The following is a 25680-nucleotide window of genomic DNA, read 5'->3' as shown; positions in this document are numbered from 1 at the left end:
TCCAGATTGAAACTAATTTTTCATAATGTTCTCCTTTTTCATTTTCTAGGTAACTAGGTTGATATAAATTTTCAACTACTAGTTTGTTGTTAACAATTTTAAAGAATGCAATATAACTTCTCCATAAACCTGAATTAAAAATTCTTAAATCATCTGGAAATGGATTTTTTTCAAAATAACTTTCAAGCGGATTACAATGTAATTTTAGAGTGTCATTTTCAACAATTAGATAATCAGGTCTCTGAGTTGTGGCATTAATTTTATTTAAACTAATAATAATCAGAGATGCAATAATGAAGAAGTTTTTCATTTTCATTTTTTGTATTAATAAACAACGAATTTTCTTATGAAAAATTGTAACAAGATTGTTTTTTATTTTAAATGAAAGCAAAAATTAATTTATTACATTTTCGAACTCAACTCAAACCACCGTTCTTCCTTTTCTTCTAATTTTTTAATAATTACGTGCAACTCATTTGCTTTTATCTCAATTGAATCATCGGCTACTTTTCCATCGGCAAACAATTGTTCGATTTGCTTTTTATCAAATTCCAAATCCTTGATTTCACGTTCAATTTTTAGAAATTCTTTCTGTTCGTTAAATGATAAATTTCCTGTCGAATTATTTTGCTTCCACGCTTTTTTATCAGCTTTATTTTCTTCTTTCAACGCGACATCTGCACTGTCTTCATAGGCTCTGAAATCGGAATAATTACCCGGAAAATCTTCAATTTCACCATCTCCACGAAAAACAAATAAGTGATCAACAATTTTATCCATGAAATATCTATCGTGTGAAACCACTAATAAACATCCCGGAAAGTCCAATAAAAAACTTTCCAAAACATTCAACGTCACAATGTCTAAATCGTTTGTTGGCTCATCCAAAATCAAAAAGTTCGGATTCTGAATCAAAACCGTACATAAATACAACCTTTTCAATTCGCCACCACTCAATTTTTCTACAAAATCATATTGCTTTTTCGCATCAAAAAGAAAACGTTCCAACAATTGCGAAGCCGAAATGATTTTTCCTTTCGTGAGCGGAATATATTCGCCGTATTCTTTAATAATATCAATCACTTTCTGACCCGGTTTTGGGTTGATGCCGCTTTGCGTATAATAACCCACTTTAATCGTATCACCAATCACCACTTTTCCGGCATCAGGTAAAATAGTTTTGGTTAGAATATTCAAAAAAGTCGATTTTCCTGTTCCGTTTTTACCGATAATACCAATGCGTTCGCCACGTTGAAAATCATAGGAGAAATTGTCCAAAATCACTCGATCTTTGAATTTTTTGAATAGTTTATGCAACTCAATAATTTTGCTTCCCATTCGCTCCATGTTTATTTCCAGCTCTACCACATTTTCTTTTCTGCGACTTTCGGCTTTTTCCTTAATCACATAAAAATCATCCTGACGAGATTTCGATTTGGTGGTTCTCGCTTTCGGTTGACGACGCATCCAAGCCAATTCTTTCACAAAAAGATTCTGAGCTTTGTCAATACTGGCGTTTTCCGAAGCAATTCGCTCTTCTTTTTTCTCTAAATAATAGGAGTAATTTCCTTTGTATTGGTATAATTTTCCGTTGTCTAATTCAATGATTTCATTGCAAACTCGTTCTAAAAAGAAACGGTCGTGCGTCACCATAAACAACGTAATATTTTCTTTGGCAAAATAACTTTCCAGCCATTCAATCATCTCCAAATCCAAGTGGTTGGTTGGCTCATCCAAAATCAATAAATCCGGTCGATTAATCAAAATAATGGCTAACGAAAGACGCTTTTTTTGTCCACCAGATAGACTTTTAACCTTCAATTTAAAATCTTCCAACTTCAATTTAAACAAAATCTGTTTGAATTGCGTTTCAAAATCCCAGGCATTGTGTTGGTCCATCAAATCAAAAGCTTTTTGATAGGCTTCTTCATTTTCCGGGTTTTCTAAAGCTTTTTCATATTGCTCAATAACTTTCAGTGTTTCGTTATCCGATGCAAAAATGCTTTCTTCAATCGTCAACTCATCTTGCAAATTTGGTTTTTGCGACAAAAAAGACATTCGGATGTTTTTACGAACCACCACTTGACCCGTATCCGGTTCGTCAAAACCATTAATGATATTCATAATGGTTGTTTTTCCTGAACCATTTTTGGCGATAAAAGCTATTTTTTGGTCTTTGTTGATGCCGAAAGATATATTTTCAAATAACACGCGTTCACCATATGATTTTGATATGTTTTCTACTGAGAGGTAATTCACAAGAATATTTTTTTTTGCAAAAGTACTATTTTAAAGATTGTAAAGTTTTTCAATTTGACAGATTTTCAATTTGACAGATTTTCCCATTATATTTGTCCCATGCAACTTTCCGTTATCATCCTTAATTACAACGTTCGTTTTTTTCTCGAACAATGTGTGCTTAGTGTTCAGGCTGCTTTGCAACATATTGACGGCGAAATCATTGTGGTAGATAATAATTCGTCAGATGCAAGTTGTCAGATGATGAAAACCCGTTTTCCGAACATCAAACTCATTGAAAATAAAGAAAACACCGGTTTTCCAAGAGGAAATAATATCGGAGTAGCTGAAGCAAAAGGCGAATACATTTGCATTCTTAACCCTGATACAGTAGTCGCAGAAGATACTTTTACCAAAATCCTAATCACGGAACCCGCAACCCGCAACCCGCAACTCGGAATATTAGGATGCAAACTCATCGACGGCACCGGAAAATTTTTACCTGAAAGCAAACGTGGTATTCCAACTCCTTGGGTGGCATTTACAAAAATCTTCGGGTTGTATAAATTTTTTCCAAAAGTTCGAATGTTCAATCAATATTATGCTCAACATCTAACCGAAAATCAATCCGGAAATGTTAAAATTTTAGTTGGAGCTTTTATGGTTATGAAACGTGATTTATACATTGAAGTTGGCGGATTTGATGAGAACTGTTTTATGTATTCCGACGATATTGATTTGAGTTACCGCTTGTTGAAATCCGGTAAAATGAACTATTATTTTTGCGAAACTTCAGTGATACACTACAAAGGTGAAAGCACGATGAAAGACGGTACCTACATGAAACGTTTTCAAGAGGCCATGGATTATTTTTATTCAAAGCATTTTAAAAAATCAGCTTTTTTTAGTGTTTTTATGAAAGTTGGAAGTTTCTTTTTTGTTTTTTTAAAGAAAAATAAAAAGGGAGTTCCCAATAGAAGAATTGACAATTATGTTTTAATTTCCGAAAATGAGTTATTAAAAGAAAAACTCGAAAAATTGTTAGGAAAAAATGTTAAACTCCTTTCAACGTCTTTCAAAAATGAATTACCTTCGATGTTGAAAAGAACAGATACAAATGTTGAGGTGATTTTTGATCAGAATAACTTATCTTTTTCAAATATTATTTCCGCAATGGAAGAATTTAAAAATGAAAGAATAACTTTCAAGATTATTCCCAATTCTAGTGATTTCATGATTGGTAGTAATAGTAGCAATGATAGAGGTGAAGTAGTGATGATTGAAAATTGAAGACTTTTGACATTGATATTATAATCGATTTTTGATGGAGAATAATTTTATTGATAATTAATAAAATCAATCCTTTTTTTATTAATTTCGCAAACTGATACACAAAATAAACCTTTAGGTTAACGATATGGCAAAATTTGAATTGAAATTGCCCAAAATGGGAGAGAGTGTTGCGGAAGCGACCATCACTAATTGGCTTAAAAAAGTAGGAGATAAAATTGAAGTTGACGAAGCAGTCTTGGAAATTGCTACCGATAAAGTAGATAGTGAAGTTCCATCTGAGGTTTCGGGAACACTTACTGAAATACTTTTCAATGTTGACGATGTTGTCAAAGTAGGACAAACAATTGCTATTATTGATACCGAAGGCGGAAGTGCTTCAATTGAAGTTCCAAAAGTTGAAGTTTCACCGGCAGTTGTTGAAATTGAAAAAACCATTGAGGTTGCAAAAGAAGCTGTGCAAACAACTCCGATTGCAGTTGATTTTTCTTCATCCGAAAAGTTCTTTTCTCCTTTAGTAAAAAATATTGCTAAAGAAGAAGGTGTTTCACTTGTAGAATTAGAAACCATTAAAGGTTCCGGTAAGGAAGGTCGTGTAACCAAAGATGATATTTTAGCCTACGTAAAAGACAGAACAAATCAACCGATTGCAGTAGCTCCAAAAGTTGAAACTGTTGCTGTCGAAACTCCAAAGGCAGATGTGAAAGTTAATCCCGAAACTTCGGGACCAAAAACAGAACCAACTCCAGAGAAAAAAATCCCTGTTTCCGTAAACGGTCAAGACGAAATTATTGAAATGGACCGCATGCGAAAATTGATATCCGGTTATATGACCACTTCTAAACAAACTTCGGCTCACGTACAGTCGTTTATTGAAGTGGATGTAACTAATATTGTGAATTGGAGAAATAAAGTTAAAGATGCTTTTGAAAAAAGAGAAGGCGAGAAGCTAACTTTCACCCCAATATTTATGGAAGCCGTGGCAAAAGCCATCAAAGACTTCCCAATGATTAATATTTCGGTTGAAGGCGATTACATCATCAAAAAGAAAAACATCAATTTAGGAATGGCTGCGGCATTACCAAACGGAAACTTAATCGTTCCTGTTATCAAAAATGCAGATATGCTAAACCTTGTCGGATTAACCAAAACCGTGAATGATTTGGCTAACCGAGCTCGAACTAATCAATTAAAACCAGATGAAATTCAAGGTGGAACCTATACAGTTACCAACGTTGGAACATTTGGAAGCGTTTTTGGGACACCGATTATTAACCAACCTCAAGTGGCGATTTTAGCATTAGGAGCAATTCGTAAAGTTCCGGCTGTTATTGAAGCTCCAACCGGAGATTACATCGGAATCAGACACAAAATGTTCTTGTCTCACAGTTATGATCACCGTGTGGTAGATGGTTCTTTGGGTGGACAATTCGTCAAACGAGTAGCAGATTATCTAGAAGGTTTCAGTGAAAACAGAGAATTTTAGATTATTTTCATATAAAAATTAACCCTTTTAGTGTTTTGAACTCTGAAAGGGTTTTTTAATTTTATTTATTAAAAGTATTTTAAAAAAACGAAAACAACCCACTAAAGGTCGTTTCAATCCCTTATATTTGCTCTCCTAAAATTTTAAAATGGAACTTAAATTAAATAGACCCATCTGCTTTTTTGACCTCGAAACGACAGGTGTTGATGTTGCAAAAGACAGAATTGTAGAAATTTCAATCTTTAAAGTATATCCCAACGGAAACAAAGAAAGTAAAACATGGTTGGTAAATCCGGAAATGAAAATCCCTTTTTTGTCCACACAAGTACATGGAATTACAGATGAAAAAGTAGCAAATGAACCTACTTTTAAAGAGCTTTCCGGTCAGGTTTATACGATGATTAAAGATTCAGATTTAGCAGGGTTTAACTCGGATCGATTTGATATTCCATTATTAGCTGAAGAATTGTTGCGTTCTGGAGTCGATTTTGACATGAAAAGCAAAGTTTCAGTCGATGTGCAAACTATTTTCCATAAAATGGAAGAGCGAACGTTAAGTGCTGCATACAAATTTTATTGCGGGAAATCACTTGAAAATGCTCATTCTGCTGAGGCTGATACGATGGCAACCTATGAAATTCTTAAAGCTCAATTAGAAAGATACCCCGAATTGGAAAACGATATGAAATCGCTTTCAGAGTTCACTACCCGAAAAAAATCAGTTGACTTTGCAGGATTTATTGCATTAAATGACAAAGGGCAAGAAATTTTTTCTTTCGGAAAACATAAAGGAGCTTTAGTAGAAAAGGTATTGGAAGATGAACCGGGCTATTTTGGTTGGATTCAAAATGCAGATTTTCCGCTTTACACTAAAAAAGTACTCACAGCAATTAAACTCAGAAAATTAAATAATAAATTGAATTAGAAAAACTCAGCAACTTAGCTTCTCAGTAACTCAGAAAAAAAATGAAAATAATCTGTATCGGAAGAAATTATGCCAAACACATTGAGGAGCTTCAAAATGAGCGTCCCGATGAACCTGTCATTTTTTTAAAACCGGATAGTGCTATTTTGCTTAAACAACATCCATTTGTGATTCCTGAGTTTAGTGACGATATTCACCATGAAGTAGAAATTTTAGTTCGAATCAACAAAGTTGGCAAATACATCGATACTAAGTTTGCTTCTAATTATTATGACGAAATCGGACTCGGTATAGATTTTACTGCTCGCGACCTTCAAGCAAAATTAAAAGAGAAGGGTTTACCATGGGAAAAAGCCAAAGCTTTTGACGGTTCAGCGGTTATTGGTAACTTTTTATCGAAAAAAGATTTCAGTTCCACAGAAAGTATTAATTTTGAATTGAAATCTAACGGAGTTACCGTTCAAAAAGGGAACACGAGCCACATGTTGTGGAAAATTGATGAGCTTATAGCCTATGTTTCTCAGTTTTTTACACTTAAAATTGGCGATATTATTTTTACAGGAACACCCGAAGGTGTGGCCAAAATAAAACCAAACGATATCCTAGAAGGATTTATTGAAGAAAAAAAATTATTCCGAATTCAAGTAAAATAAAAAATGGCATTAAACTACAACCTAGCCAAAGTGTATGCACTTTCAGACAACGACCCCGAGTTCGTTTTACAGATAATTACCTTATTCGTTAGCGAAATTCCGGAGGATTTAAAGTTTGTCAAACAAGGCATCGAGGAAAAAAATCACAAATTAGCCTATAGCTACGCTCACAAAATTAAGCCAACGCTTGATCTATTAGGAATGAATGTTGCTTATGAAGAAATTCTTCAGGTAGAAGCATGGACAAAACGTGAAGGAAAACGCAAAGAAATCAAAGAAATTTTTAAGTCAATTGAAGACCAAGTTGAAAAAGCCGTCAAAGAAATAAATAAAGATTTCGATTTATAAGAAGCTATTCCGGCTATTCGCTTCAAGTCCTCACTAAAAACCTATTTTTCTAAGCCAAAAAGAAGCTTCCCTTGGTCGCTCTTTTTTGCCAAGAAAAATTAGTTTTTTTAGCTCCGGGCTTTTCGCTACTATCCGGGCTAGAAGAGTAGCTGAGACACTGAGTTCCTAAGTAGCTGAGTGATTTAGCAAAATAAAAATCTCAGTCGCTCAGCAACTCAGCACCTCAAAAAATGAAAGCAACTATCATCACCATCGGCGACGAAATTCTTATCGGACAAATTACCGACACCAATTCCGGTTTTATAGCTAAATCATTGGAGAAAATTGGCGTTCAAGTACATGAAATGATTTCCATCAGCGATGATAAAAGCCACATTTTAGAAACCTTTGCAAAGGTGCAGAATGAAGTAGACTTTGTCATTATTACAGGTGGTTTGGGGCCAACAAAAGATGATATAACTAAAATAACATTCTGTGATTATTTTCAGGATACTTTGCTGCGAAATTCAATAGTAGAAAATCACATTGTAGCACTTTTTTCTAAAATGAATTTTAATGTTTCTCAAGTTAATCGTGACCAAGCCTTAGTTCCTTCAAAAGCAATTGTATTGCAAAATCAATTCGGGACCGCTCCCGGAATGTGGATGACTAAAGAAAAGACTGTCTTTGTTTCTTTACCCGGTGTTCCCTATGAGATGAAAGCTATTGTCACCAATGAACTTGTTCCGAAAATTGTAAGTGAATTTAAACGACCTTACATATTGCACAAAACGATTCTAACTTACGGACAAGGTGAAAGCATTGTAGCGGAACGTATTGAATCTTGGGAAGATAATTTGCCCGGTTTTGTGAAATTAGCTTATTTACCTAGCCCAGGACGTGTTCGTTTGCGTTTAACGGCAAGAGGTTCAAATGAAAAAATATTGCAAACAACTATTAATGATTTAGTAGAAAAGCTAGTTGAAATTATTAGCGATATCATCGTAGGCTTTGAAGAAGATGAAAGTATTGAAGTGGTTTTAGGAGAATTATTATCCCAAAAAGGGCTTACACTTTCCACCGCCGAAAGTTGTACAGGTGGAAAAATATCCGAAATAATTACTTCAATTTCCGGTTCATCCAATTATTTTCGAGGTGGTATTGTTTCTTATGCAACAGATACTAAAGTTTCCTTACTTGGCGTGAAACAAACTACAATTGATGCTTTTTCTGTGGTGAGTGCTCAAGTTGCAGAAGAAATGGCGTTAGGTGTACAGAAAGTTTTGAGGTCTGATTTTGCCGTTGCAACTACTGGAAATGCAGGGCCTTCAAAAGGAGATGCTGATGCTTCTTTGGGAACAGTCTGTGTAGCTATAGCAACTCCAAACGGAGTTTTTTCAGAGCAATTTAACTTTGGTCAACCGCGTCAAAAAGTGATTGATAGAGCAGTAAATAAAGGACTTGAAATGCTTCTGAAAGAAATTTTAAAAAACTACTAAAATTTGTTTGTGTAATAGATTACTTTTTTGTTTCTTTGCACCCTGATTTTGAATAACGATAAAAGATAAGCATAATGTCAAGAGTTTGTGACCTTACAGGTAAAAGAGCGATGGTAGGAAACAATGTTTCTCACGCGATGAACAAAACTAAGAGAAAATTTTCTGTGAACTTAGTTAAAAAACGTTTCTATCTTGCTGAAGAAGACAGATGGATTTCTTTAAGAGTAGCAGCGTCTACAATTAAAACGATTAACAAAAAAGGGTTGGCTGCTGTGTTGAAAGACGCTAAAGCAAAAGGTTTTATATCTTAATTCAACTCTAAAAAATAAAGAAAAATGGCAAAGAAAGGCAATAGAATTCAGGTAATTTTAGAGTGTACAGAGCATAAAAACTCAGGTGTTCCGGGAACATCTCGTTACATTACAACGAAAAACAAAAAGAATACTCCGGACAGATTAGAGATTAAAAAATTTAATCCTATCTTGAAAAAAGTAACTATTCATAAAGAAATTAAATAAGATAAGAAATGGCAAAGAAAACCGTAGCAACGTTACAAACAGCGTCAAAAAGATTAACAAAAGCCATTAAAATGGTAAAATCTCCAAAAACAGGAGCTTATACTTTTGTTGAATCTGTAATGGCTCCTGAGCTAGTAGATTCTTTCTTAACTAAGAAATAATTTACTTTACCGCATTATAGTAAAAGCTACTTTCCTTGAGAGTAGCTTTTTTATTTTTATATTTGTTCTCAGAATAAAAAATATTAAAAAATCAGAATATGAGTTTTTTCAAACGAATATTTTCATCCGAAAAAAAGGAAACATTAGACAAAGGCCTAGAGCAAACTAAAACTTCCTTTTTTGCAAAACTAACCAAAGCAGTTGCCGGAAAGTCGTCTGTTGATGACGATGTATTGGATAATTTAGAAGAAGTGTTAGTTTCTTCTGATGTAGGTGTAAAAACTACTTTAAAGATTATTGATCGAATTGAAGCTCGCGTCGCTCGTGATAAATACATGGGTACTGATGAACTCAATAAAATTCTTCGTGAAGAAATTGCCGGATTATTATCAGAAACCAATTCCGGTGAAGCGACAGAATTTGATATTCCATCAAATAAAAAACCCTATGTTATTATGGTTGTAGGTGTCAACGGCGTTGGTAAAACCACAACTATAGGTAAATTAGCTTATCAATTTAAAAAATCAGGATATAAAGTGGTTTTAGGAGCTGCTGATACTTTTAGAGCTGCAGCTATAGACCAATTACAAATTTGGGCGGACAGAGTAGGTGTGCCAATCGTGAAGCAACAAATGGGTAGTGATCCGGCTTCTGTTGCTTTTGATACATTACAAAGTGCCGTTACACAAGGAGCCGATGTAGTTATTATTGATACTGCCGGGCGTTTGCATAATAAAGTGAATTTAATGAATGAGTTGACTAAAGTGAAACGAGTCATGCAAAAAGTGGTAGCCGATGCTCCACACGATGTGTTATTAGTTTTGGATGGTTCAACCGGACAAAATGCTTTTGAGCAAGCTAGGGAGTTTACTGCTGCAACGGAGGTATCTTGTTTAGCTGTAACAAAATTAGACGGAACAGCTAAAGGCGGGGTTGTAATTGGGATTTCAGATCAATTCCAAATTCCCGTTAAATATATTGGTGTTGGGGAAGGTATCGAAGACCTTCAAGTGTTTAACAAATATGAGTTTGTAGACTCTTTTTTTAAATAATGGAACAACAAGAGCCTAAAGTTTTCAATAAGTATTTAGTATCCCTAACCAAGATTGTCTCAGTATACTGTTTCTTTTTTGTTTTATTAAAATCGGTAGCAATTGTTCGTGGTGCCTGGATGATTCCAAATGTTGTTATGGCAATTCCTTTTATGATTTTCGGAATTTGGACTGCTTATACCGTGATTTATAAAAAATATGCTTGGGCAATTGCTATTCTTGGTGTCGTTTTAATAATTATCACTCGATATTATGAGTACGATTGGGTTTATTTTCTTCAAAATAAATACGGAAACTAATTTATTACAGCATTAATTTTTTGCCATAATTCATTGTCAAATCCTGAAAGTGCAAAGGTTGGATTGTCCGGATTTGCAACATCTCCCAAACGAATTACAACCATTTTTTTACTTGGAATCACATAAATTTTTTGATCATTTTTTCCAAGTCCACAAACCATATCAGCCGGTCCATTAGGGATTAAACTTCCTGGAAATTGTAATTGTGTTTGTGGTAAACGATAGTTTGTTTTTCCATTTAACCACCATAAATAACCATACGAATTATTGATTGTTTGAGATGTAGACATTGCTTCCATCATGTATGCTTCGGGAACAATTACTTCTGAATTCCATTTGCCTTTGTTTAATGATAAAAGACCAAAACGGGCTGTGCTTCTAGTTGTACTCCAGTAAACATTAAATTCATCACTTTCAATCCAAGATCCTGTCATTCCTATTTTACTTTTAAGTTTAGAAGTAAAATAGGAATCAAAAGTTTGATTTGAGGCATTAGCAATCACATCTTGTAATTTTTCAAATACATTGTGATAGGCCCATCTTGTTCCGGCATCTGCTTTATATTGAAGGTCAATAGGATCATTGCCATCGCCGAAGGTGTCATCTAATCCGGATGTCATGGAAAGTAAATGTTTGTTAGTAATCAAATTTTCTTTATTTGTTGGAGCTGATGTCCAACCAATTCCTAAAAAGTCAGATACTTTATCATTGATACTAAGTAAACCTTCTTGTTGAGCAATACCAATTGTTGCAGTGGTTAATGTTTTTCCGGCACTTGCCCAATACCAGGGTAAATTGGCGTTGTGACCGTTAAAATAATTTTCCATCACAATACGACCATTCACCAAAATGATGAATCCCTTGGTGTTTTTTTCTTCTAAATAATTCAAAAGGGGTTGTACTTCGCTTTCATTCCAACCCAAATCAGCCATCGATTTAGTTTCCCAAGTTGTGCCTGAAATAGGAGGGAAATACATAGAATCTGATGGGTTTTCTTCAGGAGAATCTGAATCTGAAGAGCAATTTAAAAAGAGGATTGAAATTAGCAAAAAGGAAAAATATTTTTTCATGGTACTGAGTTTTATCTTACCTAAGACTTTTGTTTCTTTAAAAGGTTTAATCAAATTTACTTTTTATTCCTCCAAAATTAATTGTAATTTTAGATTTTTATTTCTGAAACGATGAAACACTTCTTTTATTCCATACTTATTTCAGTATTTTTTATTTCCTGTCAGGAAAAAGTAACTCTTGAATCTATTTCTAAAATAAATGGATATTGGGAAATTCAAAAAGTTGAATTACCGGATGGTCAAAAGAAAGAATACAAAATAAATGAAACAGTAGATTATTTTGAATGGAAAGAAAGTGTCGGTTTTCGAAAAAAAGTAACCCCTCAATTTGATGGAACTTTTTTGATAAATGATGAGTTGGAGGAAATCCAAATCAAAGACAGTTCCGGAATATTTCAAATTCATTATAAAACACCTTATACACAATGGAAAGAAGAAATTATAACTTTGACAGATAGTATTTTAGTGTTGAAAAACAAACAGAATTTGGAATATCATTATAAAAGATTTACCCCTTTTTCTATCAAATAATGGCTAAGCGATTAAGTAACGAAAGTACTATTTCTGATGTGCTAAAAGCGTTTATTGAAAACAATAAACTCCAATCCGGCATGGATAAAATTGACGTGGAGAAAGCATGGAAAGACTTGATGGGAAATGGTGTGAATACTTATACTAAAGAAGTAATTTTGAAAGGAAGTACACTTTATGTTACGTTGACTTCCTCCGTTTTGCGTGAAGAACTCAGTCATGGAAAACAAAAAATCATAATTATGCTCAACGATGAATTACGAAAAGATGTAGTGAAGGAGTTAGTGTTGAGATAAAAAAAAAACTCCCGTTTCAGAGAGTTTTCATGATTAACCAAAACAAAAAATTAATTAAACTAAAATTGTGCTTTTTCAGTAGAATCTTTCATTGCAATTGTTGATGAAAGCCCTGCTGTAACTGTGTTTTGAATTTCGTCGAAGTAACTGGTGCCTACAAAATTTTGGTGTTTTACCGCTTTAAATCCTTCTTTTTGTAGTGCAAATTCTCTTTCTTGTAATTCAGAATATCCTGCCATTCCACGTTTTTTATAGGCCAATGCTAATTCAAACATAGAAGTATTTAAAGCGTGGAATCCGGCTAACGTAATGAACTGAAATTTGTAGCCCATGGCTGCCAATTCTTCTCTAAAAGTTTCCATTTCAGGAACTGATAATTTTGCAGCCCAGTTGAATGATGGGGAGCAATTGTAAGCCAACATTTTTCCGGGGAATTTTGCATGTATTCCTTCAGCAAATTTTCGGGCATAATCTAAATCAGGATTTGAAGTTTCCATCCAAATTAAATCAGCATGAGGAGCATATGATAATCCTCGGTCTATTCCTTGTTCTACACCACAATTTACGAAAAAGAAGCCTTCCGGAGTTCTTTCACCGGTAATGAATTTTCTATCACGTTCGTCAACATCGCTTGTGATTAAGTTGGCTGCATCAGCGTCAGTTCTAGCTACAATTAAACTTGGAACATTCATCACATCGGCAGCTAAACGAGCAGCGATCAATTTGTTTATAGCTTCTTGAGTTGGAACCAAAACTTTTCCGCCAAGATGACCACATTTTTTAGCAGAAGATAATTGATCTTCAAAATGAACTCCTGATGCACCGGCTTCAATCATGCTTTTCATCAATTCAAAAGCATTTAAGTTACCTCCAAAACCGGCTTCCGCATCAGCCACAATCGGAACCAAATAGTCTTTTTTATTTTCAATTTTATTTACAGTTTGAATTTGATCCGCACGTAATAAAGCGTTGTTGATTTTTTTTACGACAATTGGAACGCTGTTTGCCGGATATAAAGATTGGTCAGGATACATTTCTCCGGCAATATTGGCATCAGCAGCTACTTGCCACCCGCTAAGATAAATGGCTTCTAAACCGGCTTCAACTTCTTGAATAGCCTGATTTCCTGTTAAAGCTCCAAGTCCGGCAACCCAATCTTGATTGTTTAATTTTCTCCAAAGAATTTCTGAACCACGACGAGCGATGGAATGTTCTATTTGATATGAACCTTGCAAGGTTACTACTTTTTCGGCAGTGTAAGGTCTTTCAATTCCTTTCCATCTTGGGTTGGTTGTCCAATCTGCAATTAATGCTTGAATTCTGTCTTCTGTTTTCATACTTTTGTACTGTTTAGATAGTTATTTTAATTAATTATTTATTTGGAAACTGTCGAATGTTACAGCATTCGGCAGTTTTATTATATAAAGTTGTAAGCTTCAAGGGTTAAAAAATCGTTTAGTTTTTCACTATAAATCATGTTCGAGAAGAGTTTTGTGGCTAATTCAAATTGACCTGATTTAAAGCGTTCAGCTCCTACATATTCTTCGATTTTTACCAATTCTTCTTTGATGATTTTCTCATAAAGTGTTTTTGAAATAGAAACTCCGTTATCTAATTTTACTTCTTTTTTTAACCATAACCAAAGTTGTGCTTTAGATATTTCGGCTGTGGCAGCATCTTCCATCAAATTATATAAGGCAGCTGCTCCGGTTCCGTTGAGCCAAGATTCTAAATATAAAATTCCGACATTGATGTTTTTTCTAACTCCATTTTCGGTGATAGTACCTTTTGGAAGTTCAAGCAATTGCTCTTCGGTGATGTTTAACTCTCCTCGTTTTATGTGCATTTGGTTTTTGGTTGGCATGTTTTCATCAAATACTTTCATCGCTAAACTAACTAATCCCGGATGTGCAACCCATGTACCATCGTGCCCGTTTTTAACCTCACGTTCTTTGTCAGCCTTTACTTTTTCAAAAGCTATTTTGTTTGCTTCTTCATCATTTTTAATAGGAATTTGTGCTGCCATTCCACCAATTGCCAGGATATTTCTTTTGTGGCAAACCTGAATGACTCTTAATGAATAAGCACTCATGAACGGGCTGGTCATGGTTACTTGATCTCTGTCAGGAACCATAAAATCGGGATGGTTTTTTAATTTTTTTATATATGAAAAAATATAGTCCCAACGACCACAATTTAATCCGGCGATATGATTTTTTAATTCATAAATGATTTCATCCAATTGAAAACTGGCTGTAATGGTTTCAATTAAAACAGTTGCTTTGATGGTTCCAACAGGAACTTTAAAATAGTTTTGTGCAAATTCAAATACTTCATTCCACCAACGGGCTTCTGTATAGTGTTCAATTTTTGGCAGATAGAGATAAACTCCTAAGTTTTGTTTTTGTAATTCGAGTACATTGTGGAAAAAGTATAAACCAAAATCTACTAAGGAACCTGAAAGATTTTCATCATTCACTTTTATGTTTTTTTCCTCTAAATGCAAACCTCTTGGACGAACTAACAATGTTGCAATTGCATCATTTAGTTTATAGGTTTTACCATTTTGTTCTAAAGTTATTGTTTTTCGGAGAGCATCAATCAAGTTTTGCTGACCTTCCATCAGATTTTCAAAGGTTGGAGAACAACTGTCTTCAAAATCGGCCATGAAAATTTTGGCACCTGAATTTAGAGCATTAATAACCATCTTTCTGTCAACCGGACCGGTTATTTCTACTCTTCGATCTAATAATTTTTCCGGAATCGGAGCAGCTGTCCACTCTGCTTTTCTTATAGATTCAGTTTCTTTTGGAAATTTTGGAGAATGACCTTTGTCAAATAATTCTTGTTGTATTTCTCTATTTTTTAATAATTCAATTCGTTTTGAATTAAATTTTTGATGTAATAAACTCAAAAAAGTCATGGCCTCAGGTGTTATGATGCTTTGATGTTCTGATAATATTAAAACTTCTACGGTTGTTTTTTCTTCTGTTTCCATACGATGATATTTTTTGTTATTGCAATAGTATAAAATAAATAAATACAAAACAAGCGAACGTTCGCTAAAATGTAAAAATATTTTTTCAGCTTCTCATTTTTATTTGATTTATTGTATATTTGTCTACGCATAAGTATTTCTTGAGTGACTTTGCTTGCTTGTTTTTAGTATTTTGTTGAAGATTTAGCGATAACAGATAAACCTGAGCATTTGCTCTTAATGATATGATTGAAGAAGAATATATTAGATTGATATTTGGTTTGAAATTACGACAAATCAGAACTGAGAAAAACCTTTCTTTGTTTGGTTTGGCTAAAGTTACCGGACTTTCTAAATCGTATTTGAACGAGATTGAAAAAGGGAAAAAATATCCTAAAAGAGATAAAATTTTGCTATTATCGGAGGCATTGGATTCAACTTATGACCAAATGGTTTCCTTGAAATTGGATAAGAATTTGGCTCCGATTGGTGAAATTTTGCAATCTCGAATTTTAAAAGAGATACCGCTGGAAATTTTCGGAATTAAGGAAAGTAATTTGATTGATATTATTGCGGAAGCTCCAGTAAAAGTGAACGCTTTTATCAGTACGTTGTTTGAAATTGCGAAGCATTACAATCTTACTAGAGAGAGTTTTTTTTTGGCAGCTTTGCGTTCCTATCAGGAAGCGAACAATAATTATTTTGACGAAATTGAATTGCAAGTTGAGAAGTTTGCCAAAGCCTATTCGTTGGATTTAACCAAGAAGTTGAACGTTGCTGATTTGGAAGAAATTTTGGTTGATGAATATGGCTACACCATAAATAATGAAGAGTTGACAGAACATGAGGAGTTGGTGTATTTGCGTTCAGTTTTTGTGCCTAAATCGAAGACGTTGTTGATTTCCAAAAGTGCAGATATTTCGCAACGAATGTTTATTTATGCAAAAGAAATCGCTTACAATTATATGGAGATTAGCGATCGATTGTATACATTTTCATGGATAAAATTTGAAAGTTTTGATCAGGTTTTGAACAACTTTTTTGCCTCTTATTTTGCCGGAGCTTTGTTGATTCCGAGAAAGGAATTAGTGAAAGAATTGAAATTGGTTTTTGAGCAAAAGACCTTCAATCCAAGTGATTTTACAAGTTTAATTTCAAAATTTACTGATTCACCGGAGACCTTTTATCAACGTTTGACCAATGTTTTGCCTAAGGATTTTAATTTGAAGAATTTATTTTTCTTGCGATTCAATTATAAACCTGAACGTAATGATTTTCAGTTGACAAAAGAGTTACATATTACCAATTTATTAGAGCCGCATGCTAATGAAAATAACGAACATTATTGCAGACGGTGGATTTCTATCAAGACCTTAAGTGAGATTCCAAGTTCAAAAGAAAATCATCTTTTTGATACTCAAATATCGAGTTATAATCATACGGATAATGAATATTTTGTATTGTCATCGGCAACTAAAGATCCATTTAGAAATGGGTATTACCGAAGTATCGCTTTAGGAATTATGATTTCAACACATTCATTAAGTAAAATACAGTTTTTGGAGGATGAATCTATTAAAAGGAAAAAAGTTGGAGTTACTTGTGAAACGTGTTCAATTTCAGATTGTTTTGAGCGAGTAGCACCTCCTAAAAAAATTGAACGTAAACAACGTTTTGAAAAAATAGATAAAGTTGTTCAGTCGTTAATAGAAAAATACAGTTAAAAAAATCCCGATTCAATAAAGGATCGGGATTTTGTATTTATTAGCAAATTGTTTATTGAAAACTGAATACTAGAATTGCTCTCTTCCTGAAAAATGGAAAGCACCTTCAATGGCAGCATTTTCATCAGAATCAGAACCGTGAACGGCATTTTCTCCGATAGAAGTAGCATATTTTTTACGGATAGTTCCTTCTGCAGCATCAGCTGGATTTGTTGCACCAATTAAAGTTCTGAAATCTTCAACAGCGTTATCTTTTTCTAAAATTGCAGCAACAATCGGTCCTCTTGTCATAAATTCAACTAACTCACCAAAGAATGGTCTTGCAGCGTGAACAGCATAAAATGCTTGAGCATCTGCTACAGTCAATTGAGTTAATTTCAAAGAAACGATTTTGAAACCACCCTCTGAAATCATATTTAAAATCCCACCGATGTGTCCGTTTTCGACAGCATCCGGCTTAATCATTGTAAATGTTCTATTTGTAGCCATTTTGTTTTATTGTTTTTAATTCGGGTGCAAAGGTAGGTTTTTTATTTTAAGTTTCAAGTTTCAGGTTTCAAGTTTTTTACAAAACAACCACCTTAAATTCCTGCTCCAACGGTTTTAATTCTTTCAACAATTTTTCTATTAATTCGGCACCAAATTCCACATAAAACTCAGAGAAATTTATTTTTCGTTCCTGTAAACTTTGGTTGGGAAATAATTCGTTTTGTAACGAAATGATTCTGTTTAATTGTTCTTGATGAACTCTTTTTTCGGCTTTTAATAATCGTTTTTCTAAGTTTTCTAAGCCTCTGATTTGTTTTACTTCTTGTGCTTTAACAGCTCCTAAAAATGATTTATCAGTCGTTTGAGCCATTTCATGTAGTGCTTCAAATTGTTTTTTCAAAGCATCTTTTTGAGCAGAAAAGTCAATCGTAAAATCAGAAAGCAATTTGGTTTTTTGATTAAATAATTCTTGTTGATTTAAAAATAAATCGCTCCAAGTTAACTGCAATTTATCTGCCTTTGCTGCTTGTTTTTCAGTAGCTAACAAAACCGAATTACGCAGTAACAAAATTGGAAAAGTCACATGCTGACTTTCGAAAAATGATTTTAATTCCAACCAATAGGCCAATTCACCGCCACCACCAATGTAGCATAAATTCGGTAAAATAACTTCTTGATATAACGGTCGCAACAACACATTCGGACTAAATTTTTCAGGATGATTGTCAACTTCTGTCAAAATTTCTTCTTCTGAAAAAGTCATTTTTGTATTTAAAACTGCATAACTTCCGTTTTCAAAAACAATTCGCTCACGCAATTTATCTTCAATATAAAAAAAATTAATTTCCCTCGGATTCACTTGAACAGAATACGATTCCAACAAAGGAGTGGTTTCATTTACTTTGGCAAATGCCGTTTGCTGCAACAATTCATTTTTGATATATGGAACAAATGATTTTTTCAAATTAGTGTCGTCTGCATCAATGACCACTAAACCTTCAATGGAAAATAATTCATTCGCTAAAAACCGTGTTGCATCAGCTAGATTGGTATGTTCTAAATACGCTTTTTTGAATAAATTTTTTAAACCTTCCGCATTCTTTCCTAAACCAATTTCCGATTCAAAAACAGCAAAAACAGCCTCTAAACCATCGGTCGATAATCGTCCCACCGGTCCAAAACTTTCTCGATTCCAACTGATTTTTTTATGTTTAAAATTAAAGTAATTAATTTCTTCAAAATCGTGATCTTCAGTTGCCATCCAATAAATAGGAACAAAATCATGTTCGGGAAATTCACTTTTTAATTGCTTACATAAATTAATAGTCGAAACAATTTTATACAAAAAATAAAGTGGCCCGGTAAACAAATTCAACTGATGTCCGGTTGTAATTGTGAAAGTGTTTAAATTGTTTAAAAGTTTAATGTTGTTTAATGTTGTTTCAGATGAAACAATTGATTGATATTGCTTTTCCAATACATAAACTAAAACTTCTCTCTTGAAATTGTCATTGCCATTGAAATTGTTTCCTTTTTCTTCCAACTGTAATTTAAAATTTTCCAGGTTCGGAAAACGATGATACAAGGCTTTCAACTCTGGTTTTTCATTCAGATAATCATTGATTAAAGCAGAAAAATAACCTGATTGTTGATAGCTGATACAGTCGGTTGGCATACGATTTAAATTTTTGTAAAAATAACGAAAATAAAAGTAGTGAAAAGGTGTTTAACAAATGGTTAGGAAAAGATAGATTATCTTTTCAAAGAAAAATGACCACGGTATTCTTTTCCATTTTCTCTGGTAACAACAAACCAATAATCGTTTGAAGGAAGCAGATTTCCGGAGTATGTTCCATCCCAACCTTCAGAATTGGCTCCTAATTGTTTGATGAATTTTCCGTATCGGTCAAAAATTATAACGGTCAAATTAGGTTCAATTTCAGAAAATTTAATTTTCCATTTGTCATTATAACCATCACCATTTGGTGTGAAAAATAAGGGATACATTAACAGATAAACTTTTTGGTCAACTGTACCGCAATCATTTTTATCTCGAACAAAAACGGTATATTCTCCACTTGGCAAATTGGTAAAAAGATTTGAATCCTGAAAATTTATATTATCTAATGAATATTCATAATTACCTAATCCGGAAGCTGCAATCTGAATAATGTTTTCACTAGTTGTCCAATCTTTTGTTTCAATGTTTGTAATAGTTGCAGGATTGGATAATACGACAGTAAAGTTTTTTGTAGATGAACAAATCAATGATCCGTGATTTTCTGTTACAGTTACATTGTAATTTCCTGGTTGTGAAACAATTATAGATGGTGTTGTTTCTCCTGTTGACCAAATGTAGCTGTAAAAACCATTTCCGGCATTTATTACGATGCTATTTCCATCACAAATTGGCATAATGTCATTTATTTCAATTATTGGTTTACTGAAAAGTGTTAAATTTAATTCTACAATTTGAAAGCATGTGTTCGGTGAATCAATTCGAACATAGATAATTCTATTTCCGATTAAAAGTTCAAAGTTAGTATTGTTTGCAATTTCTTCTGAAGTAATTTGATTTTCAGCACCATTAAATGAATTGTAATAGTTAAAAATGTTTCCGTTAGAAGCAATTAGTTCTGTATTATAACTTGTTAAATCAATAATTTCTTTTCCATCATTTAAATCATCGCATATTAATTCACTATAATTAGTAGCATTTAAAGTGTTGATTAAATTTATTGTAACAGCTAATCTAATGTTGCTTTCACAGCCATTGAGCGTTTGTGTAGCATAATAGGTTGTGTTATTAATGAGTATAGTTGAATTAGGAAGAGGTGTTGTGCTCGTGATACTGTCATACCAAAGTATAGCTGTTCCGTTGACAACAATTGATTGCAAAGTGGCATTTTCTGTACTGCAGAAATTTTGATTTATTGTTCCTGTTACAGGAGGAGTATTGTTGATAATGGCTAAAATTGCAATTCGATTACTTTCACATCCGTTAATTGACTGAGAAGCATAATAAGTAACTGCATTTTGTAAAATAGTGTTGTTAGCTAAACTATTTCCATTGGATTGACTGTCATACCAAGTGATATTTTGACCATTAATTAAAAAATCATTTAAAGTAGCATTATCTTGGATACAAAATGTTTGTTGGCTATTTCCGATGGGAGTAGCTATGGGATTTATAACAATATTTTGAGTCTGAGTAAAGGTATTTCCATTTCCGTCATCATAGTTCCATGTAATGGTGTAATTACCAGAAGTTGAAAAATCTAAAGAAGAAGTTGTAGTAGCGATAATTATTCCAGAGCAATTGTCATTCGCAGTTGGAATGTTTGTAATTACTGTATTGCAATCACCGTTTATGACTGGTAAATTAGAAAGATTGGGTACTGGAGCTTGAGTATCTCCAACAAAAACGTCAATAGTTACTGTATTATCACAATCTACTGTTCCTGTTATTTCACAACTGTATTGTCCGCTATGACTAGAATTTACATTTGAGATTACAGGATTTTGCAACGTAGAAGTAAACCCGTTTGGACCAGTCCATAGATAATTAGTACCACCTGTTGCAATCAGTTCAAGATTACTTCCTATACAGGTTGGTGTATTACTGGTTACATTGGTTGAGGAAAGACAGTCTCTGAACTTTACTATATAGGTATCAGGGTTTGAGCCAAGGGTTGATTGATGGGCTCCGTCAGTAGCAATTCCGGTAGTACTTCCATTAGTATTTCCATATAAATAGATATCATTATTTAAATCAATTTTAGTTACACACATTTGTTCAGCTAAATTTCCTCCATAATAAGTTCCCCAAATTTTTTGTCCTAATGGATTCAATTTTATTAAATAGGATTTTTGATAGTTAGTTTTTATTGGCATAAATGCATCTGGAGTGGTAAGTCCATTATTTATACCGGTATATCCTGAAAAAAATATATTACCAGATGAATCTAAATCTAAAGATAATATTTGTTCAAAGAAATATGTCCCCCAAATATATTGCTGTGTTTGAAGATTAAACTTGATGATAGTATAATTATTCCCCGAAGAAAGAATTGATCCTTGCGGTAGAGGTTCAACAAAGTTTTCGTGCATTGTTCCTGGTGTACCTAATCCATAATTATTTATTCCTCTCCCGTAAATAACTATGTAATCATCTTTTAAGCAAGCACCAAAAAGATATGTTCTATCTGCAATAAAAGTTCCCCAGATTCTATTTCCATTTAAATTAAATTTAACAATCATACCACCAAATTGAGTAGCTGCTGGTTGATAAGATCCAGGCGTTGTAATATTACTACTAGCATTTATCGAATTATGAACACCAATAGCATAAAGGTGACCATCGGAAGAAATGGAACATGCTGTAAAGCCATCTGCTAATTCACCTCCATAAAAGGTACTCCATATTCTAGTTCCAATAGAATCAAATTTTGCAATAAAACCTGTCGAAAGGTATCCTGGAGATGCTTTTTCCATTTGAAAAGCTCCTGGTGTTGAAAAATTATCAGTACTATTTGTTTCTCCAACAATATATATGTTTCCATTTGTGTCCACACTTAAACCTCTAATATAATCATTTTGATTTCCTCCGTAATAAGTGCCCCATTGTTTGATGCCTAAATTATTTAGTTTAATCAAATAACCAGAGTTATATTGATCTTTTAAGGGTTGATGGCATCCTGGTGATGGTATAAAGGGGTTGATATTTAATACATTTCCATATAGATACATATTGTCTTGACTATCTAAAACCAAACTGGTGCCGAACGGATAATATGAACCCCACAGAAATTCTCCGTTGGTGTCAAACTTTGAAATATAAGCACTACCGGAATCATATCCACTTATATTAGGTCCAGCACTGGCAATGTTAGTTGTACTTCCAGTACCTCCTGACAATATTGTATTGTTGTTACTGTCAACATTTAACGTGCCTGACGTTTCATAACCCATACCTCCATAGTATGTTCCCCACAATCGTATTGGAACTGGATCAATAATAATAGTATTACTTGATGAATTTAATTCACCTTGAAATCCATAAGTATTTCTTTTGATTTTTTTATAATTTATAACTAATTCAGAATTTGATTCATCTAATTCAATCCAGCTTAATGGAATTGTTTCATCCATTTGTCCGAAACGAAGATTCATTTTAATTTTATTATTAAACAATTCGTTTTTTACTCCATTTATTTTAAATTGAATATCGGAAATTTTGCCGCCAGGCTTAATAATAAAATTATATTCAAAAACTTTAGTATGATCATCTGGAATAAAAAAAACAACATCTATGTTTGCATATAAATTTTTGTAAATTACCTTTTGATAATTATAAACATGAGTGATGCCTTCAACATTATGTAATAAATTAAAATAGTTGTTAAAGCCACTCGATTTTTGTTCACCAATAATTTTCGTATTTAGATTTGTATTTAAAAAATCAATATCTACTCTGTGTATGGAATAGTTAGATTTAATTATAGGGTTTTTTGATTCGAAATCTATTAATGGAATTATACTATTTATTTCTTTTTTTTTAACTTCATATACATCATACGAAAAACCATTTTCCCTCAACTGAACATTCAAACCATTTGTATTCAGAAGATACTTTACGTTCGGATTGGGTTTCCCCTTTTGATCAATTATTTGACCTTTATTTTCAATAAACCCATATGAACTAGATTTATTCTGTCCTGAAATGAGTAGAGTAGAAAAAAATAAAATAAAAGTCAGTAAAGCTTTCATAATGAATAGTATCAATATTACAAATATAATTATTTTCTTATTAATGAATAGTTATTAAGCTAATATGTAAAAAATATTTATTTTTACAAAAAATCTTTTTGAAAGACCTCCTCCTTATCACCCCTCCTTTCACTCAACTGAATACACCGTATCCGGCAACAGCCTATTTGAAGGGTTTTTTAAACACCAAAAACATTTCCTCTTTTCAAATGGATTTAGGTATAGAAGTAATTTTGGAAATTTTTTCAAAAAAAGGATTAGAAAAAATATTTCAGGTTTCAAGTTCAAGATTTCAAGTTGATGAAAATTGTCAAAGGATTTATGCTTTAAATCAAGATTACATTCAAACAATCGATGCTGTCATTACATTTTTACAAGGGAAAAATCCAACCCTTGCTCGTCAAATTTGTTCCGGAAATTTTCTGCCTGAAGCATCCCGTTTTGAGCAGTTGGATGACATGGAGTATGCTTTCGGAACCATGGGAATGCAAGACAAAGCAAAACATTTAGCCACTTTATACCTCGAAGACTTGTCCGATTACATTGTGGCTTGTGTTGATGAAAATTTTGGTTTCAGTCGGTATGCCGAACGGTTAGGCAGAAGTGCCAATTCATTTGACGAATTATACTATCAATTGAATCAAAAACCAACCTATATTGATGAGATTACGTTATCTGTTTTAAACCAGAAACTAACGGATATTCAACCCAAATTAGTTTGCTTTTCTGTACCGTTTCCAGGAAATTTGTACAGTGCCTTTCGATGTGCTCAATTCATAAAAACAAATTTCCCAACAATCAAAACAGCAATGGGAGGTGGTTTTCCCAATACCGAATTACGCGATTTAAAAGATAAACGGGTTTTTGAATTTTTCGATTTTATTACGTTGGATGATGGAGAATTACCGATTGAACTTCTTTATGGTACAGTTTGTCAGACTGAGCTTGTCGAAGTCCTTTTTAAACGTACTTTTCTTCTTGAGCACAACGAAGTAGTCTACAAAAACAATTCTATCCAACACGACTATAAACATTCCGAAGTCGGCACACCCGATTATTCCGATTTGCAATTAGACAATTATATTTCTGTAATTGAAATTGCTAATCCAATGCACAGTTTGTGGAGCGATGGTCGATGGAACAAACTCACCATGGCTCACGGTTGCTATTGGGGAAAATGCACGTTTTGCGATATTTCACTCGATTATATCAAATTATACGAACCCATCGCAGCCAAATTATTGGTGGACCGAATGGAAGAGCTCATCGCTCAAACCGACGAAAACGGATTCCATTTTGTGGATGAAGCAGCTCCTCCGGCATTGATGCGTGAAGTAGCCTTGGAAATTCTTAGAAGAAAAATAACAGTCAGTTGGTGGACCAACATTCGCTTTGAAAAAAGCTTTACGGCTGATTTATGTCAGTTGCTCAAAGCTTCCGGTTGCATTGCCGTTTCGGGCGGATTGGAAGTAGCGTCTGACCGATTATTGGAGCTAATTAAAAAAGGTGTTACTATAGAGCAAGTAGCCCAAGTTACCCGAAATCTTATTGAATCAGGCATCATGGTGCATGCTTACTTGATGTATGGCTATCCTACACAAACCATTCAGGAAACGGTTGATAGTTTAGAAATGGTTCGTCAATTATTTGAATTAGGAATTCTACAATCCGGGTTTTGGCATCAATTTGCCATGACGGCACACAGTCCGGTTGGTATGTTTCCCGAAGAATTTGGTGTAATTCCGCAACAAAATGACATTACTTTTGCCAACAATGATATTCAGTTTACAGACAAAACCGGCATCAATCATGATAAATTCAGTTTTGGACTGAAAAAATCGCTCTTTAATTTTATGCACGGAATTTGTTTTGATTATGAGTTGCAAGAATGGTTTGATTTTAAAATTCCTAAAACGAAAGTTGCTCCTGATTATATTATTTCATGTTTGGAAAAAGAAGAATCATTCAACACAAAACCGTCGGCAAAAATTGTTTGGATAGGAGCAAAGCCTATGAATGAACTATTTACCAAATCTAAAAAAGGTAAATCATGGGAAATGGTCAAATTGATGTTTCATTCTAAAACTGAAACGGTTGAAATTTCATTAGAAAAAGAAAAAGGCATTTGGTTTGCAGAAATGCTAGAAAAAATTTCAATCTCAGGGGATAAAATAGTAACTTTTTCTAAAATCAAATCTGATTTTGAATTGCATTTTGAAGATTTTGAATTGTTTTGGTATTCTAAACAAATCAATACCTTACGTTCAATAGGTTTACTGACATTATAAAAAAACAGCTGAAAATTTACTTTCAGCTGTTAAGTTTAGTTGTTTTTTAAATAGTTATAAATTTCATCTTTCAAGAACACCCTGTCTT

General features: G+C 33.4%; 22 protein-coding genes and 1 pseudogene. 15 read left to right on the top strand and 8 right to left on the bottom strand.

Annotation, left to right across the window (positions count from 1 at the left end; translation table 11 throughout):
* Window positions 1–310: pseudogene (locus C0512_RS11140) on the bottom strand (hypothetical protein); the annotation flags it as partial.
* A gap of 92 nt (window positions 311–402) precedes the next feature.
* Window positions 403–2259: an ABC-F family ATP-binding cassette domain-containing protein gene (locus C0512_RS11135; protein ID WP_290861562.1), complete on the bottom strand. Its 1857-nt coding sequence runs from the start codon at window positions 2257–2259 to the stop codon at window positions 403–405.
* A gap of 99 nt (window positions 2260–2358) precedes the next feature.
* Between C0512_RS11135 and C0512_RS11130 the strand changes: the two genes are divergently transcribed.
* The 11 genes from C0512_RS11130 to C0512_RS11080 all read left to right on the top strand — a co-directional run bounded on the left by C0512_RS11130 (window position 2359) and on the right by C0512_RS11080 (window position 10448).
* The gene (locus C0512_RS11130) at window positions 2359–3528 is read left to right on the top strand and encodes a glycosyltransferase family 2 protein (RefSeq protein ID WP_290861564.1); all 1170 of its coding nucleotides are present in this window, start codon (window positions 2359–2361) and stop codon (window positions 3526–3528) included.
* Window positions 3529–3655: 127 nt separating this feature from the next.
* A complete protein-coding gene (locus tag C0512_RS11125; protein WP_290861560.1) occupies window positions 3656–5014 on the top strand; it encodes a dihydrolipoamide acetyltransferase family protein in 1359 nt (452 codons plus the stop codon).
* A gap of 148 nt (window positions 5015–5162) precedes the next feature.
* A complete protein-coding gene (locus tag C0512_RS11120) occupies window positions 5163–5939 on the top strand; it encodes a 3'-5' exonuclease (RefSeq protein WP_290861558.1) in 777 nt (258 codons plus the stop codon).
* 41 nt (window positions 5940–5980) lie between these two features.
* Entirely contained in the window at window positions 5981–6592 is a 612-nt protein-coding gene (locus C0512_RS11115; RefSeq protein WP_290861556.1) for a fumarylacetoacetate hydrolase family protein, read from the top strand.
* Between the two features lie 3 nt (window positions 6593–6595).
* Window positions 6596–6940 carry a histidine kinase gene (locus C0512_RS11110; protein WP_290861554.1) on the top strand — a complete coding sequence of 115 codons (345 nt, stop codon included), beginning with the start codon at window positions 6596–6598 and terminating at the stop codon, window positions 6938–6940.
* Window positions 6941–7170: 230 nt separating this feature from the next.
* Window positions 7171–8418, top strand: a complete 1248-nt coding sequence (locus C0512_RS11105; protein ID WP_290861552.1) for a CinA family nicotinamide mononucleotide deamidase-related protein — start codon at window positions 7171–7173, stop codon at window positions 8416–8418.
* A 74-nt stretch (window positions 8419–8492) separates the two neighbouring features.
* Entirely contained in the window at window positions 8493–8729 is a 237-nt protein-coding gene (rpmB, locus tag C0512_RS11100; protein WP_112087259.1) for a 50S ribosomal protein L28, read from the top strand.
* Between the two features lie 24 nt (window positions 8730–8753).
* Window positions 8754–8936 (top strand): 50S ribosomal protein L33, encoded by a 183-nt coding sequence (rpmG, locus tag C0512_RS11095; protein ID WP_290861549.1) that lies wholly within the window; start codon window positions 8754–8756, stop codon window positions 8934–8936.
* Between the two features lie 8 nt (window positions 8937–8944).
* A complete protein-coding gene (locus C0512_RS11090; protein WP_290861547.1) occupies window positions 8945–9097 on the top strand; it encodes a DUF4295 domain-containing protein in 153 nt (50 codons plus the stop codon).
* A gap of 98 nt (window positions 9098–9195) precedes the next feature.
* Entirely contained in the window at window positions 9196–10149 is a 954-nt protein-coding gene (gene ftsY / locus C0512_RS11085) for a signal recognition particle-docking protein FtsY (RefSeq protein ID WP_290861545.1), read from the top strand.
* Complete coding sequence (locus C0512_RS11080) at window positions 10149–10448, top strand: hypothetical protein (protein ID WP_290861543.1); 300 nt, start codon at window positions 10149–10151, stop codon at window positions 10446–10448. Before ftsY ends, C0512_RS11080 begins: the two co-directional genes overlap by 1 nt.
* On the opposite strand, the gene C0512_RS11075 is transcribed toward C0512_RS11080, so the two are convergent.
* The gene (locus C0512_RS11075) at window positions 10445–11518 is read right to left on the bottom strand and encodes a serine hydrolase (RefSeq protein WP_290861541.1); all 1074 of its coding nucleotides are present in this window, start codon (window positions 11516–11518) and stop codon (window positions 10445–10447) included. The two genes, C0512_RS11080 and C0512_RS11075, sit on opposite strands and share 4 nt — an antisense overlap.
* A gap of 111 nt (window positions 11519–11629) precedes the next feature.
* Here C0512_RS11075 and C0512_RS11070 point away from each other — a divergent pair, with 111 nt between their 5' ends.
* Entirely contained in the window at window positions 11630–12049 is a 420-nt protein-coding gene (locus C0512_RS11070) for a lipocalin family protein (protein WP_290861539.1), read from the top strand.
* Window positions 12049–12345: a DUF721 domain-containing protein gene (locus C0512_RS11065; RefSeq protein ID WP_290861537.1), complete on the top strand. Its 297-nt coding sequence runs from the start codon at window positions 12049–12051 to the stop codon at window positions 12343–12345. The genes C0512_RS11070 and C0512_RS11065 overlap by 1 nt, the downstream gene beginning before the upstream one ends.
* 59 nt (window positions 12346–12404) lie before the next feature.
* Here C0512_RS11065 and aceA read toward each other — a convergent pair whose 3' ends face one another.
* Both aceA and aceB read right to left on the bottom strand, forming a co-directional pair.
* On the bottom strand, window positions 12405–13682 hold the full coding sequence (gene aceA, locus C0512_RS11060) for an isocitrate lyase (protein WP_290861535.1): 1278 nt from the start codon (window positions 13680–13682) through the stop codon (window positions 12405–12407).
* 80 nt (window positions 13683–13762) lie between these two features.
* Complete coding sequence (gene aceB, locus C0512_RS11055; protein WP_290861533.1) at window positions 13763–15343, bottom strand: malate synthase A; 1581 nt, start codon at window positions 15341–15343, stop codon at window positions 13763–13765.
* 224 nt (window positions 15344–15567) lie between these two features.
* On the opposite strand from aceB, the gene C0512_RS11050 reads away from it, so the two are divergent.
* Window positions 15568–17046, top strand: a complete 1479-nt coding sequence (locus C0512_RS11050) for a helix-turn-helix domain-containing protein (RefSeq protein ID WP_290861531.1) — start codon at window positions 15568–15570, stop codon at window positions 17044–17046.
* Window positions 17047–17115: 69 nt separating this feature from the next.
* Here the strand turns inward: C0512_RS11050 and C0512_RS11045 are convergent, their stop codons facing one another.
* The 3 genes from C0512_RS11045 to C0512_RS11035 all read right to left on the bottom strand — a co-directional run bounded on the left by C0512_RS11045 (window position 17116) and on the right by C0512_RS11035 (window position 23304).
* A complete protein-coding gene (locus C0512_RS11045) occupies window positions 17116–17535 on the bottom strand; it encodes a nucleoside-diphosphate kinase (RefSeq protein WP_290861529.1) in 420 nt (139 codons plus the stop codon).
* 76 nt (window positions 17536–17611) lie between these two features.
* On the bottom strand, window positions 17612–19210 hold the full coding sequence (gene bshC / locus C0512_RS11040; protein ID WP_290861527.1) for a bacillithiol biosynthesis cysteine-adding enzyme BshC: 1599 nt from the start codon (window positions 19208–19210) through the stop codon (window positions 17612–17614).
* 77 nt (window positions 19211–19287) lie between these two features.
* Window positions 19288–23304 (bottom strand): T9SS type B sorting domain-containing protein, encoded by a 4017-nt coding sequence (locus C0512_RS11035; RefSeq protein ID WP_290861525.1) that lies wholly within the window; start codon window positions 23302–23304, stop codon window positions 19288–19290.
* 98 nt (window positions 23305–23402) lie between these two features.
* Between C0512_RS11035 and C0512_RS11030 the strand changes: the two genes are divergently transcribed.
* Entirely contained in the window at window positions 23403–25592 is a 2190-nt protein-coding gene (locus tag C0512_RS11030; protein WP_290861523.1) for a radical SAM protein, read from the top strand.
* Window positions 25593–25680: the final 88 nt, after the last annotated feature.

The sequence above is a fragment of the Flavobacterium sp. genome (assembly GCF_013822155.1).
Lineage (GTDB): Bacteria > Bacteroidota > Bacteroidia > Flavobacteriales > Flavobacteriaceae > Flavobacterium.
Note: the sequence above shows the minus strand (reverse complement) of the source record. Positions and strands in the feature narration are given on the sequence as shown.

Bases quoted from the DNA above. Each gene is read 5' to 3' on its own strand.
- rpmG (WP_290861549.1), top strand. From the start codon at position 8,754: ATGGCAAAGAAAGGCAATAGAATTCAGGTAATTTTAGAGTGTACAGAG.
- C0512_RS11045 (WP_290861529.1), bottom strand. From the start codon at position 17,535: ATGGCTACAAATAGAACATTTACAATGATTAAGCCGGATGCTGTCGAA.
- rpmB (WP_112087259.1), top strand. From the start codon at position 8,493: ATGTCAAGAGTTTGTGACCTTACAGGTAAAAGAGCGATGGTAGGAAAC.
- C0512_RS11070 (WP_290861539.1), top strand. From the start codon at position 11,630: ATGAAACACTTCTTTTATTCCATACTTATTTCAGTATTTTTTATTTCC.
- ftsY (WP_290861545.1), top strand. From the start codon at position 9,196: ATGAGTTTTTTCAAACGAATATTTTCATCCGAAAAAAAGGAAACATTA.
- C0512_RS11105 (WP_290861552.1), top strand. From the start codon at position 7,171: ATGAAAGCAACTATCATCACCATCGGCGACGAAATTCTTATCGGACAA.
- C0512_RS11035 (WP_290861525.1), bottom strand. From the start codon at position 23,304: ATGAAAGCTTTACTGACTTTTATTTTATTTTTTTCTACTCTACTCATT.
- C0512_RS11130 (WP_290861564.1), top strand. From the start codon at position 2,359: ATGCAACTTTCCGTTATCATCCTTAATTACAACGTTCGTTTTTTTCTC.
- C0512_RS11110 (WP_290861554.1), top strand. From the start codon at position 6,596: ATGGCATTAAACTACAACCTAGCCAAAGTGTATGCACTTTCAGACAAC.
- C0512_RS11120 (WP_290861558.1), top strand. From the start codon at position 5,163: ATGGAACTTAAATTAAATAGACCCATCTGCTTTTTTGACCTCGAAACG.
- C0512_RS11125 (WP_290861560.1), top strand. From the start codon at position 3,656: ATGGCAAAATTTGAATTGAAATTGCCCAAAATGGGAGAGAGTGTTGCG.
- aceB (WP_290861533.1), bottom strand. From the start codon at position 15,343: ATGGAAACAGAAGAAAAAACAACCGTAGAAGTTTTAATATTATCAGAA.
- C0512_RS11065 (WP_290861537.1), top strand. From the start codon at position 12,049: ATGGCTAAGCGATTAAGTAACGAAAGTACTATTTCTGATGTGCTAAAA.
- aceA (WP_290861535.1), bottom strand. From the start codon at position 13,682: ATGAAAACAGAAGACAGAATTCAAGCATTAATTGCAGATTGGACAACC.
- C0512_RS11080 (WP_290861543.1), top strand. From the start codon at position 10,149: ATGGAACAACAAGAGCCTAAAGTTTTCAATAAGTATTTAGTATCCCTA.
- C0512_RS11075 (WP_290861541.1), bottom strand. From the start codon at position 11,518: ATGAAAAAATATTTTTCCTTTTTGCTAATTTCAATCCTCTTTTTAAAT.
- C0512_RS11090 (WP_290861547.1), top strand. From the start codon at position 8,945: ATGGCAAAGAAAACCGTAGCAACGTTACAAACAGCGTCAAAAAGATTA.
- C0512_RS11115 (WP_290861556.1), top strand. From the start codon at position 5,981: ATGAAAATAATCTGTATCGGAAGAAATTATGCCAAACACATTGAGGAG.
- C0512_RS11050 (WP_290861531.1), top strand. From the start codon at position 15,568: ATGATTGAAGAAGAATATATTAGATTGATATTTGGTTTGAAATTACGA.
- bshC (WP_290861527.1), bottom strand. From the start codon at position 19,210: ATGCCAACCGACTGTATCAGCTATCAACAATCAGGTTATTTTTCTGCT.